Source organism: Paenibacillus sp. BGI2013 (assembly GCF_002843485.1).
GTDB classification, from domain to species: Bacteria; Bacillota; Bacilli; order Paenibacillales; family Paenibacillaceae; genus Paenibacillus; species Paenibacillus amylolyticus.
In genome coordinates this window covers 452,616-467,378 of sequence record NZ_PJFA01000005.1, presented here as the reverse complement: position 1 = coordinate 467,378, position 14,763 = coordinate 452,616, and the positions used below count along the sequence as shown (strand labels likewise).

The following is a 14,763-nucleotide window of genomic DNA, read 5'->3' as shown; positions in this document are numbered from 1 at the left end:
GGATGAACAGGCAAAAAAAGTTTGCATCATCATACGCAAGGAGTTTTATACAAGGTGTCATAACCTAGTGAAGGCATGAAATCCAATCACTCTGTGGGTGTTGTGATTGGCAAGATGACTATGAAGGTCGTTCCTCGTCCATATTCGCTCTCCACCCGGATGTCCCCTTGATGAAGCGAGACGATCTGCTTTACAATAGCTAGTCCCATACCGCTTCCTTCATATTTCTGACTGTGGGAACGATCTGCTTTAAAGAAGCGGTCAAATATACGCTTTTGGTCTTCCGGGAGAATACCAATACCCGAATCCGATATGCGGATCGTCACGTTCTTGATATTCTGTTTGATCCTGATGCTAATTCGGGCACCATCTTCGGAAAATTTGATGGCATTGCCGAAGATATTGATCCACACCTGATTTAACTGGTCATGATCGGCCGTGATTTTGGTGGGCTGCAAATCAAGATCGAACTGAATGTTACGGGCCGACCATTGGGGTTGAATAGCGACGATTACTTGTCTGATCTGTTCATCCAGACTGAGCGTGGCGAGCCGCATTTGCAATGATTGAGATTCAAGCAAACTCAGCTTTAGCAGACTATCACTTATTTTGGACATTCTTGCAGTTTCAGTGATGATAATATCGAGATAATCGCTTCTTTCGTCATCCGGGAGGTCTACCTGCTTGAGCGCTATAGCAAAACCGGAAATGGAAGTGAGCGGAGACTGAACTTCATGGGACACGTTTGCTACGAATTCCCTACGCATCTGCTCAAGCTGCTTTAGATCGTGCATCATTTCTTCGAAACTACGAGCCAGAGCACCTATCTCACCCTTTTGTTTAATATTAAGCTTGACATTGAAATCTCCGGCAGCTATAAGCCGGGTCGCTTCTGTCAGCTTTTTGATCGGTCTCACCAGAAACATAGCCGCAATTAGTATCAATAGGCTTCCTGCTATTAACGAACAAATCATAAAAGTTAAAACAAACTTGATGAGAAATGAGGTGGAAGAGGAAGTGAGGGGCTCTACAAACATTGCTTTGCTTCCCATTTCAGTTTTTATCGGCAATCCCAAGAAGAACGTATCGATCCCATTGAATTGGACCCTTTCCCCATCCAGCACTTTCTTCACTTGTTCCGTCGTCACCGGGAAAGGATGTTGTTCTTTAAGTTCTCCGTAGGATTGGAATTGATCCGTTGCTTTATAGATTCGAATGTGATAGGAATTGAGTTGTTTCATTTCACTTATAAACATTTCTGCTTCATGTAACGGCAATGTCTCGTAGATGCGGACGATATCCTGGCCAAAGTCAAGCAAGGAGCCTTGTAAGTTTTCGTTTAATTTATCTTGAAATATCCAGGTTGTAGCAAGAAAAGAAAGGATTGTGCCCCCAATCACGGAGACCAGAAAGGTCAGGACTACACGTGTATAGAGGGAGCCGGTCACTCTTGCACCTCTAGCCGGTAGCCAAGTCCCCGCACCGTTTCGATACGAAAATCGGAGATATCGGCAAAACGTTCGCGTAGACGTTTAATATGCACGTCTATCGTTCGATCATCGCCAGTATAATTAATTCCCCAAACTTGATCGATTAATTGCTCCCGCGTATAGACTTGTCCCGGTAATCCAGCAAGTTTATACAATAATTCGAACTCTTTAAGCGGCAAGGTGAACGACTCTGTACCCCTCAGGACCTTATAAGTCTGCCGGTTCAAAATAACGTTTCCTAATTGGATGGTCTGCGTTAATCCTATACGGTATCGTTTCAACAGTGCCTTGACGCGAGCCATCAACTCAAGCGGATCGAATGGCTTCGTCATATAGTCATCTGTCCCGAGCTGAAATGCTTGTACTTTCTCCCAGGTCTCGTTTCTTGCCGTCAACATTAGTAACGGAAGATCCGGATTGGCTCTTCGAAGTTCCTCACATAATGCCCAACCGTCCATGACTGGCATCATAATATCAAGAATAACCAAATCGACTGGCGTGGAGGTATAGATAGCCAGGGCTTCCTTTCCGTCTACGGCGTTGATGGTTGTAAATCCGTCGTTGCGCAAAAATAAACAGACGAGTTTGCGAATGTTCGCATCGTCGTCAGCAACCAATATCGTAGGCAACGTTTCCACTCTCCTAAAAAAGAATAATTCTTCAGTTGAGCAATAGCGAAGAATTCTAACTGAAGTGACAAACTAATTATAGTTAAATTGAACAAAAGCAGCCGATTACTTTGATCGGCTGCTTTCTTAGTTTCTTTCATAAAACTAACTACGGCACAACATCTATTTTAATGAAATTTCAAATGTGGAATCCACGTCACCTGCAAATACAATGCGGCCGTTCTCTGGTAAAACAACCTCGTTCACACCGCTGACTACGGTGTGATTAATACAAATACCCTTCTGATCATATACGGCAAAGGCGCCAGTTGCAGGCATTTTAACCGTCATGACTTTCCCTTTCACCGTTGCTGGTATCGAAAACCATCTGGCATATCCGTCTGCTTGAATCGTTGCTAGAGATTGTTTACCCGAATAGAGTGGTTGTACCATTTCCTCACTGGCGTATATGCTACCAACGGCTGTAATGTACTCTACTCCGTTCTTTTTAGCAAAGTAAATCTCCTTTGTATCACGTCCAGCCAGGCCAGGGATTTGCAGCTCCGTGACTGCTTCGTTTGCTCCAATAATCTTAGTATTGGATACATACCCAGGGGTCTCTTTGTCCAAATGAATAGGGAGAATTGGTGCCGAATTGAGATAAACCGTTGATGTATATTTCTCATTCAGCAGGTAATATTTTTTACCTTCACGCTGCTCCCATGAGGCCGTAATATCCTGGGATAATTCATTGGCTTCCAGCTTCTCCATTTTATATTCGGAGAAAGCCAATTGTCCAAGTCCTGGTAAGGATATATAAGATCGATACCACAGATAAGTCCTTCCATTCTTCTCCTTAACAAATTTCAACTTTTCCGTGCCTTCATCGTTAACAAAAGTACCATCTGCTGTATAGGTGTATTTTTGAGCCGGATCACTTGGAGTTGCGGGTGTGGATACAGTCATTTGTCCAGCCCTATTCATTTCGATCTTCTTAACTGAATTATTGCCGCCATATATACCTGCATTCGTGGCTATTTCTTTAGGTATATCTGCCTTCACTGGAACACCAAACGATTTTTCCGGCTTCCGTTCTGTAATAATGCCCTTTTCCTCAAGTGCGCTGAGTAATAATTCACTCGCAATGAACTGATCTTTGGCACTTGTCCCACCTGATGAGGTAACGGCTGCAGCCAGATTATATTCCGGCAGTACGACTAATGATGAGTGATACGATATGGTATCCCCACCTTTTGTTACTGCCTTGATACCATATTCACTGAATGGGTACAGATTTACACTATCCCACCCTAATCCGTAAGATATAGACGTATCGCCACCCTCTGGCCACATGCCTTTTTTGTATTCTTCTTGCGCCATGGCTTCTACAGACTTATCGGTAAGAATGCCTTGGACCTCTCCCGTGAAGATTTGTGAAAACTTCGCAAGATCTTCAGCGGTGGAATAAATGCCTCCAGTAGCGATAACATTATAATTCTCTTGTGGAAGCTGACCCTCATACATAGGAGAATAGATTCCCGCCATTGCTGCCGTGTCAACCACATCCTGTGGTGTTTTGGTATGTTTCATGTCCAAAGGTTCCGTAAAATATTGGTGTATAAAAGCTGTAAAACTCATGCCGCTAACACGTTCAACCATAATCTCGGATAACGTAAACCCATCGTTACTATACACCGAGAACGCGCCCGGATCTGCCTTCAGGTTTTGACTTGCCAATTGGTCCAGAAACGTATCATGTGAGTACGTATCATTATCCCCGTACAATGTGGCATTACTGCCCGTGCCTCCCAGCAGACCGGAAGAATGATTCAACAGCATGCGTGGTGTGATTTGTTTGTAGCGATGATCTTTCATCTGAAAATCAGGTATATAGTTCACAACAGGCAGATCCAAATCCACCTTGCCTTCTTCAACTAACTTCATAACAGAAGCTGTGAGGAACATTTTACTCGTTGATCCTATGCCATAGATTGTATCGGGCGTAAGAGGCACCTTGTTGTTTTTATCGTTTTTACCCGTCTGACCGGACACCACAATCTCGCCACCATCGATAAGGGCATATTGCAGACTTGTGATTCCATGTTTCTCGGTGAGTAACTTGGCTTTCTCCATCACCGTTTTCTTGGTTGGTTCATACGTATGATCACTGCTACTTGTAGTAGGCGCAGCCATTGCAGACATTGGAGCTAACATCGTTAATGCCAGCGTTAACACGGCGATTGAAGTGCGTTTTCCCTTTTGTCGTCCCATTCACATCATCTCCTGAATTTTAAGTGTTTTGGTTATTTGATTTCTTCTGGGTCTACAAATTTCACCTCCGGATACAAGTCGTTTGGTCCCTGAATCAGATCTCCACCCGTTCCTTTCAGTTGCTTGTTAAAGAAATCGAGTACATATTGATTTACGATGTTTGATCCTCTTTTACCATTGATGTCTCCTGTAATGCCCGACAGTTTAACCAGCTCTGAATAGAACTGAAGGTCCGTGAAATTGAAGTGCTGGGTTCCTTCTACATAGATCACTTTTCCCCCATGATTCATAACATTTTTCATAATGTGCAGCTCATCTGAAAGAGATTTAGTTACTTCATCATCCGAATTTCTATCTATTTCAAAGTTGGCGAACCACTCTTCAAAACTTCCCGATCGGATGAACATAAACGGCTTGTTTATATCATCTCTATTTTCCACTTCATATAGTGATCCATCCATATTAACTCCGGCCTTGATTCTCTGATCTAAATACGTTGCATTAAACGCGGTTGCACCCCCGAAAGAATGCCCCATCGCGCCGATGTGATCTAGATCGATTTTTCCTTTAAACTGACTTTCGATTGCACCTGAATTCAACTTTTCGATTTGATCGATTACAAACTCCACATCTTTCGTCCATATACTCCCTGTTTTTGTACGTTCATCTAGTGTAGTCGTACTTTTTTTGTAATCCGTTACACGGCCATCTGGAAAAAGGGTAGCGAAGGTGCTATACGTATGATCGATGGTGACCACGATATACCCATGACTGGCCAGATTCTCGGCCTGTGATACATGTAGAACTCTACTGGTTCCCATACCATGAGATAGTAGTACCACGGGATAAGGACTTGTAGAAGGTAATATTTCAACATTTTCATAAGAGTTGGTTTGACTATACTTCAAGTAGTCGAGCAAAAATTCGGGCAGTTTTAAAGAATTAGAGAAGCTCTGAATATACTTTTTGAACATTTCTTTATCTTTTGGAAACAGCGTGTCACGCTTGTTATTATTGCTGTTTTCAGTTGGGTACCAAACTTGAACCATTAGTTCTCTCTTATCGCTTTGATCTTCAGTGAAGATTTCGTCTCTGTTCTGGTCTGTTAAATGAAATGTTTGAGTACCCACCTTCTCTGGACCATCAAGCTTCGGCAGATTAAAAACAGGTAAGTATACAGACAAGACGGTAGAACCAACAAGCAGAATAACGATTAAGGAAGATAAACTATATTTCAAGAACTTCCCTATTTTAAGATTCGCCATCTTATCGGAATGTCTGAATAAAACGATGATTATGAATAGAGCCGTCATGATATATACCAGCAGCAACTGCCATCTGTATCCCTCAACAAACAATTGAACTAATAATATAACGCTACTTCCTATACCCAAACCCAAACCTATTTTCTTTGCACTTCTTTTAATAAATAGTAGGTCTATGAGTAACGCGAAACAGGATAGTACTAACAGTATCTCAAATAATCTCAATTGAATTCCTCTCTCTCATCACGGACTTTTACAGAATTTTCACTTCGCTTCGTTCATGAATGCTCTAACATCTTTTGCTATTTCTTTGAATAACGTATGGTGCAAGTAATGTTCGCCATCCATGGTGATTACTTTCCCATGTACTGAATCTTTGATCTGCCCTTCATGCAGCGGTATCCATCCTTCTACACCTTCATTATTCGCTTGTACAAAGAGAAGAAGTGGCAGGTCTTTAGGGAAGGTTAAACCTTGGGCTCCTTTAAAATTGGAAGCAATATGGTCCATTTCATTCAAAGTCGTGGAACTGTTCGAGTTTTTATTCGACAGCATGTTCATCTGCTCTACGGTATGTTCATCAAATGCGAGTCCAGCATAGGGGTCACTACTAAATTTGACCACCAATCTTTGGAGACCTGATTTTTTAAGAAATGCGAACGTTTTAGTAGGTAATTTGGCATCCATACCCGGTTGGGTTGAAACACTACTATCAATTCCGACAAATGCCGTGACCTCATCCGGATATTTGTTCACATAATCAATGCCATAAATGCCTGCAATGGAGTGACCCATGAGCATGTACTGATGAATATCGAGTTGCTGCAGAGCTTCATGAACTTCACTTACGATATTCTCTGTGGTTCGTTCTTTTTCAGTAGCATCACTTAATCCATAACCGAATGGCTCAACCGCCACAACTTTGTAATATGGTGATAGTTCGTCAATGAGCAACTTAAAATCAAGCGCTGGTGCCGCTGTTCCAAAACCAGGCAGAAGTACAATCGTTTCCTTGCCTTCGCCTTGAATGAGCACATTCATATTTTTCCCGTCTACAGATACATGCTGACCATAGGAATCGATTTTCTTGGCCTCTGAATTACTACTGATCACATTGGTGATATAAACAATACCTAGAAATAGAATAATGGCGATTACGATTGCTCCTACTATTTTCAGTATCATGTTTCTCACTTTTTTGGCCTTTGATCTATTCTTTGTTTTCTTTTCCGCAGGCTGCGTCGTCAGTGTTATCTTCTCCTGTCTTGAACTGATAGTTCGATTTTCTTTTTTGCTGCTAATGAAATCTTATCCAATGAAAATGTACTCCCCGTGACGTCAATATGAACTGAATATGAACAAGCCAATTCATTTATATTTACTGCTGCGTCATAAATCCCCTGAATTTTTCAGCAATTTCTTTGGCATGGGAACGATACAAATAATGATTTGCTTCCAGCAACACCACTTCACCACGCACAGAGTTCTCTATTAACTTCTCGTGTTCCGGAACCCAATTGTCTGCTGCCGGATGATTCTTTTGAACAAAGAAAAGAACCGGAAGATTAACAGGGAAAGTTAGTTGTTCAGATGCTTTAAAGTTGGAATACATACTTTCTGCCTCATTTAATTGCGTGGTATTATACATATTTTTGCGTATCAGAATGTTCAATTGTTCTTTCGTTTGCTCATCATAAGGCAGTCCATCATAAGGGTCAGCACTCAGTTTCAGTTGCACTCGGGCGAAACCCAAGTTGCGGAACCATTTAATCGGTTGTGTATCTGATGAATCAATCTTCTGTTCACTTATCGCTGGAACACTGCTATCCAGCCCAACATATGCACTTATTTCATCTGCATACTTGTTCACGTAATCCAGGCTATAGATCCCCGAAATGGAATGACCCATGAGGATATAACGATCAATATGTAGACGCTGTAACGCTTCATGAATTTCACTGACGATATTTGCTGTGCTGCGTTCCTTTTTGGTCTGATCACTCAATCCGTAACCAAAGGGCTCAACAACGACAACTTTATAATATGGAGATAACTCGGAGATAAGAGGTTTAAAATCAAGCGCTGGTGCCGCTGTTCCAAAACCAGGCAGAAGCACAATCGTTTCCTCGCCTTCGCCTTGTATGAACACATTCATATTTTTTCCGTCTACGGATATATGTTGACCATACGGCTCCATTCTTTTTTGCTCCGAATAACTACTGATTTTATTAACGGTATATACGGTAGCTACAAAAAGTAGGATTACGATAACGATTGCGGCAAACACTTTAAACAAGATGTTTAACACTTTCTTTATTTTGCTTTTACTTTGTACTTCATTCTCTGCTTGTAGATTCACATTCATCTGCTCCTATCCTCATCTGTATATTGGCCTGGCAGGCTACTTAAGAAATCCTAATCAAGAAAGATGTATTCCCCATGACCGGAATATGAACGGAGTATGAACAAGCAAAAAAAATGTCCTATGTAACATACAAGAAAGCTTGCATGTTACATAGGACATGAACATTCGGTTTAGATAATCCGATGGATATTCTATTCACTGGCCTAACCTGTGAGCCTAACTATCCGTTGGTGGATGGATGGGCAACGTAATCATAAAGGTCGTGCCTTGACCAGGTTCGCTTTCCACTTGGATGTCACCCTGATGAAGGGAGACGATCTGTTTAACGATAGCAAGTCCCATACCACTCCCGTCATATTTGCGGCTGTGGGAACGATCTGCCTTGAAAAAACGGTCGAATATACGCTTCTGATCTTCCAGGGGAATTCCAATGCCCGTGTCGGATATTCGAACAGTCACATTTTTGAAGTCCTCTTCGATACTGACTTTAATCATACCGCCATCCTCGGAAAACTTGATGCTATTTCCGATGATGTTTGTCCATACCTGATTTAACTGATCGTGATCAGCCGTTACCTTCACGTTCTCCAAATCAAGCTCGAAATGAATGTTGCGCCCAGACCATTGCGGCTGAAGCGCCACGATGACCCGCCTGATCTGTTCATCAAGGCTTAAGGTGGTGAGCCGTAGTTGCTGTGACTGCGATTCAAGCAAACTCAGCTTCAGCAGGCTATCGCTCATTTTGGACATTCTTTTTGCTTCAGAGATGATAATATCCAGGTAACGGTTTCGTTCTTGTTCTGAGAGATTTACTTGCTTCAGTGCCGAAGCGTAACCGGATATCGAGGTGAGCGGAGACTGAACCTCATGCGAAACATTTGTAACGAATTCCCTGCGCATCTGCTCCAACTGCTGAAGATCATGCATCATTTCTTCAAAGCTGCGGGCCAATGTACCAATCTCCGTCGTTTGTTTAATGTTCAGCTTGACGTTGAAGTCTCCAGCTGCAATCCGTTTGGTCGCTTTGGTCAATTTTTTGATCGGTCTAACCAGATATACAGAAGCAACCACAATCAACAAACTTCCTACAATCAAGGAACAGCTTGCAAAAATCAAGCCAAACTGGACCACAAAAGAGGCTGAGGGCGGTGAGAGTGTTTCTAGAAACATCGCTCTTGTACCCGTTTCCGTCTTGATCGGTAGCCCCAAAAGAACGGTAGCGATACCTTTAGGTGTGTCCTGCACAACCCCTCCGTTTAACACCTTCTTGAGTTGATCCGTCGATACGGGGGATGATTTATGTTCGTTAAGCTTCCCATAAGACTGGAACTTGCCCGTTGCATCATAAATTCGAATATGATACGAATCAAGTTGCTTCATTCTACTAACGAATGATTCTGCTTCATCAGCAGGCAGCGTCTTATAAATCTGCACAACGTCCTGGCCAAAGTTGCGTATGTTGATTTGAGCATTTTCATTCAATTGATCTTCGAATATCCAGGTTGACATAAAAAATGAAATAATCGTGCCTGTGATGACTGACACCAGAAAGGTCAGAACAACACGAATATATAAGGATCTGATCATTCATAGACCTCAAGTCTGTACCCTAGCCCACGCACCGTCTCAATCCGAAAATCAGGTGTAGTCGCGAATCGTTCGCGCAGGCGTTTAATATGTACGTCTATTGTTCGATCATCTCCCGCGTAATCAATACCCCATATCTGATCGATTAATTGCTCACGTGTATAGACTTGTCCTGGTGTTCCAGCAAGCTTATACAGCAATTCGAACTCCTTAAGTGGTAACGTAAGCGACTCTGTACCTCTCATCACCTTATACGTCTGACGGTCCAGAATGACGTTGCCAAACTGGATTGTGTGTGTGGAGCCGATTTTGTATCGTTTCAGTAATGCTCGGACACGAGCGGTCAGCTCTAACGGATCAAACGGTTTGGTCAAATAATCATCCGTACCCAGTTCGAATCCTTTCACCTTCTCCCAAGTCTCTCCTCTCGCCGTAAGCATGAGTAACGGGAGGTCGGGATTGGCTCTTCGGAGTTCTTTGCACAGTGCCCAACCATCCATGACAGGCATCATAATATCAAGGACGACCAGATCCACTGGAGTTTCGCCATATATAGTGAGAGCTTCCTTACCATCCGCAGCTTCCACTGTTGTGAATCCATCGTTTTTGAGAAATAGACAGACGAGTTCACGAATGTTCGCATCGTCGTCTGCAACGAGTATAGTAGCCATATGTTTTTTCTGTCCTCTCCGTTACGTTTAAATATATAGTTCAACGTATAGTAAATAGTAAAACATCTTGCTTATAGTATATCCACAGCAAACATCGTATGTTCTTTTAACGTTCCCTGGATTGGCACAGGCTGTGACCCATTCTCCTTGAAACCTGCTTTTTGAAGGACACGGATGGAACCTGTATTATCGGGCACAGCGCCAGCTTCGATTCGAGTAATTTCAGTTTCGTGTTTGGCAAATTCCATTACACATTGCAGGGCTTCGCTCATATATCCTTTTCCTTGATGCAGAGTATCCGTCACATAACCAAGGATCCATTTTGGGGTAGAATCCAGTATGATCTCGAACAAAGAAATTTCACCGACGAGTTCATCCGTTGTATGTAGAAAAATACCAAAAGAATAGCGATTTCCTTCTTCTCTCTTCTTGTTCCAGCTCTCAATGAGTGACCTTTGCCCTTCCAAGCTGTAGAAAGACTCGTCCCGATCACTTGCTGATATGTTCTCGATTTCCGCACGATTGCGAACCTGTAGATCCAGAAGGAATGAGGCATCATCCACATTCCAAAATCTCACATAGATACGTTCTGCACTATATTTCATCACATTATTCCTCCTCTATTAACGTTAGATGCAATTGTAGCATGATTATATCAGGTCATTATAAGAGTACGAGCGAATCAACGAGAATTGTTTCGCCAGGAAATGAGGTGAATATGGCATATCATTACGCAACCAGGCAACAATGGTTCCAATAAGGGCAGAAGAACCGTACCAGATTGCAATCTCTTTGTGAATGCCGGATTCTTCGAGTTCATCTTCCATCTCTACCCGATCAATCTTGGCTTTGACCAGCGTACTCAACAATTTGAGCAGTCGTTCGGTAAAAATCGGTGTGCGCTTTGTAGCAAGAACCACCTGATAGAACGAGGCGTTCTCTGCAAAATGCTCCAGTAACTTGACTAGAACAGGCCAAGCCTCTTCCGTTCTTTGTTTCTCAAAATGAGGGGCATATTCATCCACGATCCGTTCAATATTCTCGATCATCTCGTCGGCCATCTTCTCCATCATATCCGTAATATCTCGATAGTGCAGGTAGAAGGTTACCCGATTGATCGTCGCTCGTTCGGCAATTTTGTTGACAGACAACTTCTCAATATCCATTTCCTGCAGCAATTCAACAAATGCACCTCGAATTAACTGACGCGTTCGCAATATTCTTGGGTCCACGGCTGATTTCTTCTCGTCTTTCACGTGTATCCCTCCTATCAAATTTTAAACATTACAATTTTAAACAATCAGTCGTTTATTTTTGATTTACACAACAAATTCATTTTATTTGTAAAATAAACGACGAAAACACGTCATAACGTAAATTGTAATCTGTCCGAATATGTATATAATTCAATAAATACAATGTAAACTATACAACACGTTGTAAATTTAGTCACGTGTGGATTGAAAGGATGAAAAGGATTGAGTCAGGCTAGAGTACAAGAAGAATTATCCGTAAAGAAAGGCCCCATCCTGTTTATCATGATTTTGGGAGCCTTCCTTGCAACGTTGAATCAAACGATCATGAGTGTTGCTACACCGGAACTGATGGGTGATTTTAACATCTCCGCCGCAACAGCACAATGGTTAACGACAGGTTACATGCTGGTGAACGGGGTGCTTATCCCGATCACGGCCTACTTCATGCAACGCTTTTCAACCAAGCAATTATTCCAAGCTTCCATGTTTATTTTCCTGATTGGTACCATCGTATCTGCTCTTGCAGATAACTTTGGCACATTGCTGACAGGACGTATGATTCAAGCAGCGGGTGCCGGCATTATCATGCCGCTCTTGATGCACGTTATTTTGACCTTGTTTGCTCCTGAAAAACGAGGATCTGCAATGGGTATGGTTGGTTTTGCCATCATTTTTGCCCCTGCAATCGGGCCTACCCTTGCCGGTTATATCCTCGAGAACTACTCTTGGCAAACGATGTTCTATGGCATGATTCCATTAACTCTTATTGTCATTGCTTTTGCGTTTGTATACCTGAAGAATGTATCCGAACGGGTCAACACAAAGTTCGACACAATCAGTGTGGTGCTCTCCACGATCGGATTTGGCGCATTGCTCTATGGTTTCAGCAGAGCAGGAAGTCTGGGATGGTCAAGTGCAGAAGTTCTTATCTGCATTGCGGCTGGAATCGTTTCGCTTGCCCTGTTTACATGGCGTCAGCTCGTGTCTGAAACTCCGCTACTTGATCTGCGGGCTTTCAAGTACAATATGTTCTCCCTGACCACGGTCATCAGTATCGCGATTACAATGATCATGTATGCTGACATGATGTTGCTTCCCTTGTATCTCCAGAACGCACGTGGTTACACTGCACTGGAGTCCGGATTATTGCTTCTGCCAGGTGCACTTGTCATGGGCTTCCTGATGCCAGTAGCCGGAAAATTGTTTGACCGATTTGGAGCGAAATGGCTCGCTGTTATCGGGATGGTGATCACCATCGTCACGACAATTGGTTTCATCGACTTAACGGATTCAACCAGTTATGGTTACCTGGTATTAATGTCTACCGGCCGCCGAATTGGTATGGCTCTGCTCATGATGCCGATTCAGACTGCGGGACTTAACCAACTGCCACCAAGACTTGGTGCACACGGTACAGCTATCTCCAACACCGTCAGACAAGTGGCTGGCGCTGTAGGTACTTCATTGCTCGTAAGTGTCATGACCTCCCGTACAACGGCACACGTACAGGATATGATGGCGACTGGTGCAGCCAATGGTCTCAGTCAAAAACAGCTTGCTACAGAATCCATGATCCAGGGTATCAATGATGCTTATGTTGTTATCATCGGTATCGCTGTTGTGGGATTGGTCCTTTCCTTCTTTATCAAACGCACCAAACAAGCCAAAGAGGAAGAAATCAAACAGGTGGTAAGACAAAAAGTTTCCATGAATTCAAATTAAGGTGTCCAGCCTCATACTTGCTTGCATAACAAAGCGGCAGATCAAGACGTTTACGTCTGATCTGCCGCTTTTTAGGTTGTGTCCCGTATGATTCCTTCTCACTCCGCAACGATCTTCACTGGCAGATGGGTCAACGACTGTCCCGGAGCTGAAGTGGCCAGATTATTCTCCAGATCAAAGGACTCCACCAGTTCAATCCGAGCAATCTTCTCCACAAATGCAGTCAAGGCAATGCTGAGTTCCATTCTTGCTAGCGGGGCACCCAGACAAAAGTGTGGGCCATTACCAAAGGTAAGATGTCTTTTGTTATTCCGACGATGAATATTCAGCTCAAAGGGGTCTTCAAACATCTGCTCATCCATATTGGCTGCACTCATCCAGGAGATGACAACATCTCCTTTTTTCAAATCCACTCCGAGCAGTTGATTATCCTGCTTTACTGTCCGATGCCGCTTGGCATTATGGAACCTATAACGAAGCATTTCTTCCACTGCGAGCGGAACCCATTCGGGGTTCTGCCTGAGTTGGCCATACAAGCTCGGGTCATCGTAGAGGAAGGAATAGAACGTATTTGAAACCATATGACTCGTTGTCTCTATACCGGCTCCAAGCAGAAGCATGGTCGTGCGAACAACCTCATCCTCCGTGAACTTCTCCCCCTCAACATCCACGTTCAACAGATCGGTAATGATATCCTCACCAGGATGAGTCCGTTTATGAACCACAATAGGATACAGGAATTGATAATACTCTTGAGCGGCAGTTTGCTTTTTCAGTTCACTCTCCTCAGCCGTCTTGGGATTGGTGGGTTGAAACAGAATATCTACCCAGTTCTTGAAGCGATGGCTGTCTGTGAGAGGGATGCCGAGCAGATCCGCCATCACCATGGAAGGCAACGGAGCAGCTAATGCTTGGACGATATCAATGGTCGTATTTGGCTCAATATCGGCTACCAGCTGTTCTGCAATGTTGCGAATTCGTGGTTCCCAGTTTTTCAGACTACGCGGAGTAAAAGCAGCAGATAACAACGAACGGCTCTTTTGATGACGGGGAGGATCGATACTTGATATGTTTAATTTGTCTGGAGGTGTGCCTTCATTGTTCTTTGCTCCAACGGCAATCGTTGTCCGGGTTCCTTCGGCTGAAAAATACTCATGATTACTGAGGACCTGCTTCACATCATCGTATCTGAACACATTCCAGGTGTCTGTATCTTCGTGATAGTACACTGGATGCTCGGACAGCATTTTTCGAAACCAGTGAAGTGGGAAAAACTCTTCAGACCTGGACTGAAACCTCGTGATGTCCTCAACACGTATCACTTCTTTATACATTTGGAATCCACCTCTCAGCATAGTTTCGTGATTGGTTACATGGGTATCTGAATTGACAGTTCAGCACCTGATTCCATTTTATACCATTCGTTCATTTGTTGATATAAACCATTTGAACTAAATCAGAAAAACCCCTTAATATAAGGGGTTTTCGTTTTATACGTATCGTATATTATTTCTGTCGATGTCTCAGT

At 43.1% G+C, this 14,763-nt stretch carries 12 protein-coding genes; 1 reads left to right on the top strand and 11 read right to left on the bottom strand.

Going from position 1 to position 14,763, the window contains the following annotated elements; translation table 11 throughout:
- Positions 1 to 86: 86 nt before the first annotated feature.
- The 10 genes from CXK86_RS15800 to CXK86_RS15755 form a co-directional block, all read right to left on the bottom strand.
- A complete protein-coding gene (locus CXK86_RS15800) occupies positions 87 to 1,448 on the bottom strand; it encodes a sensor histidine kinase (RefSeq protein WP_101314053.1) in 1,362 nt (453 codons plus the stop codon).
- Positions 1,445 to 2,119: a response regulator transcription factor gene (locus tag CXK86_RS15795; RefSeq protein ID WP_024634381.1), complete on the bottom strand. Its 675-nt coding sequence runs from the start codon at positions 2,117 to 2,119 to the stop codon at positions 1,445 to 1,447. Before CXK86_RS15795 ends, CXK86_RS15800 begins: the two co-directional genes overlap by 4 nt.
- A 162-nt stretch (positions 2,120 to 2,281) precedes the next feature.
- Positions 2,282 to 4,369 carry a serine hydrolase domain-containing protein gene (locus tag CXK86_RS15790; protein ID WP_101314052.1) on the bottom strand — a complete coding sequence of 696 codons (2,088 nt, stop codon included), beginning with the start codon at positions 4,367 to 4,369 and terminating at the stop codon, positions 2,282 to 2,284.
- A gap of 32 nt (positions 4,370 to 4,401) precedes the next feature.
- Positions 4,402 to 5,682: an alpha/beta hydrolase family protein gene (locus CXK86_RS15785; protein ID WP_257467867.1), complete on the bottom strand. Its 1,281-nt coding sequence runs from the start codon at positions 5,680 to 5,682 to the stop codon at positions 4,402 to 4,404.
- Positions 5,683 to 5,898: 216 nt separating this feature from the next.
- Positions 5,899 to 6,819, bottom strand: coding sequence for an alpha/beta fold hydrolase (locus tag CXK86_RS15780; protein WP_101314050.1), 921 nt, complete (start codon positions 6,817 to 6,819; stop codon positions 5,899 to 5,901).
- A 193-nt stretch (positions 6,820 to 7,012) separates the two neighbouring features.
- Positions 7,013 to 7,999: an alpha/beta hydrolase gene (locus CXK86_RS15775; RefSeq protein ID WP_101314049.1), complete on the bottom strand. Its 987-nt coding sequence runs from the start codon at positions 7,997 to 7,999 to the stop codon at positions 7,013 to 7,015.
- 216 nt (positions 8,000 to 8,215) lie between these two features.
- Entirely contained in the window at positions 8,216 to 9,586 is a 1,371-nt protein-coding gene (locus CXK86_RS15770; protein WP_101314048.1) for a sensor histidine kinase, read from the bottom strand.
- The gene (locus tag CXK86_RS15765; RefSeq protein WP_017688634.1) at positions 9,583 to 10,257 is read right to left on the bottom strand and encodes a response regulator transcription factor; all 675 of its coding nucleotides are present in this window, start codon (positions 10,255 to 10,257) and stop codon (positions 9,583 to 9,585) included. The genes CXK86_RS15770 and CXK86_RS15765 overlap by 4 nt, the downstream gene beginning before the upstream one ends.
- 71 nt (positions 10,258 to 10,328) lie before the next feature.
- A complete protein-coding gene (locus CXK86_RS15760) occupies positions 10,329 to 10,862 on the bottom strand; it encodes a GNAT family N-acetyltransferase (RefSeq protein ID WP_101314047.1) in 534 nt (177 codons plus the stop codon).
- A gap of 45 nt (positions 10,863 to 10,907) precedes the next feature.
- Positions 10,908 to 11,513, bottom strand: a complete 606-nt coding sequence (locus tag CXK86_RS15755; RefSeq protein ID WP_047842851.1) for a TetR/AcrR family transcriptional regulator — start codon at positions 11,511 to 11,513, stop codon at positions 10,908 to 10,910.
- 282 nt (positions 11,514 to 11,795) lie between these two features.
- Between CXK86_RS15755 and CXK86_RS15750 the strand changes: the two genes are divergently transcribed.
- The gene (locus CXK86_RS15750; RefSeq protein ID WP_076249946.1) at positions 11,796 to 13,235 is read left to right on the top strand and encodes a DHA2 family efflux MFS transporter permease subunit; all 1,440 of its coding nucleotides are present in this window, start codon (positions 11,796 to 11,798) and stop codon (positions 13,233 to 13,235) included.
- 98 nt (positions 13,236 to 13,333) lie between these two features.
- Here CXK86_RS15750 and CXK86_RS15745 read toward each other — a convergent pair whose 3' ends face one another.
- Positions 13,334 to 14,569: a cytochrome P450 gene (locus CXK86_RS15745; protein ID WP_101314046.1), complete on the bottom strand. Its 1,236-nt coding sequence runs from the start codon at positions 14,567 to 14,569 to the stop codon at positions 13,334 to 13,336.
- Positions 14,570 to 14,763 lie beyond the last annotated feature (194 nt).

What these genes read in the sequence shown, in the direction of transcription:
- CXK86_RS15790 (WP_101314052.1), bottom strand. Translation starts at nt 4,369, where the DNA reads ATGGGACGACAAAAGGGAAAACGCACTTCAATCGCCGTGTTAACGCTG.
- CXK86_RS15785 (WP_257467867.1), bottom strand. Translation starts at nt 5,682, where the DNA reads ATGACGGCTCTATTCATAATCATCGTTTTATTCAGACATTCCGATAAG.
- CXK86_RS15780 (WP_101314050.1), bottom strand. Translation starts at nt 6,819, where the DNA reads ATGATACTGAAAATAGTAGGAGCAATCGTAATCGCCATTATTCTATTT.
- CXK86_RS15775 (WP_101314049.1), bottom strand. Translation starts at nt 7,999, where the DNA reads ATGAATGTGAATCTACAAGCAGAGAATGAAGTACAAAGTAAAAGCAAA.
- CXK86_RS15770 (WP_101314048.1), bottom strand. Translation starts at nt 9,586, where the DNA reads ATGATCAGATCCTTATATATTCGTGTTGTTCTGACCTTTCTGGTGTCA.
- CXK86_RS15765 (WP_017688634.1), bottom strand. Translation starts at nt 10,257, where the DNA reads ATGGCTACTATACTCGTTGCAGACGACGATGCGAACATTCGTGAACTC.
- CXK86_RS15760 (WP_101314047.1), bottom strand. Translation starts at nt 10,862, where the DNA reads ATGAAATATAGTGCAGAACGTATCTATGTGAGATTTTGGAATGTGGAT.
- CXK86_RS15750 (WP_076249946.1), top strand. Translation starts at nt 11,796, where the DNA reads ATGATTTTGGGAGCCTTCCTTGCAACGTTGAATCAAACGATCATGAGT.
- CXK86_RS15745 (WP_101314046.1), bottom strand. Translation starts at nt 14,569, where the DNA reads ATGTATAAAGAAGTGATACGTGTTGAGGACATCACGAGGTTTCAGTCC.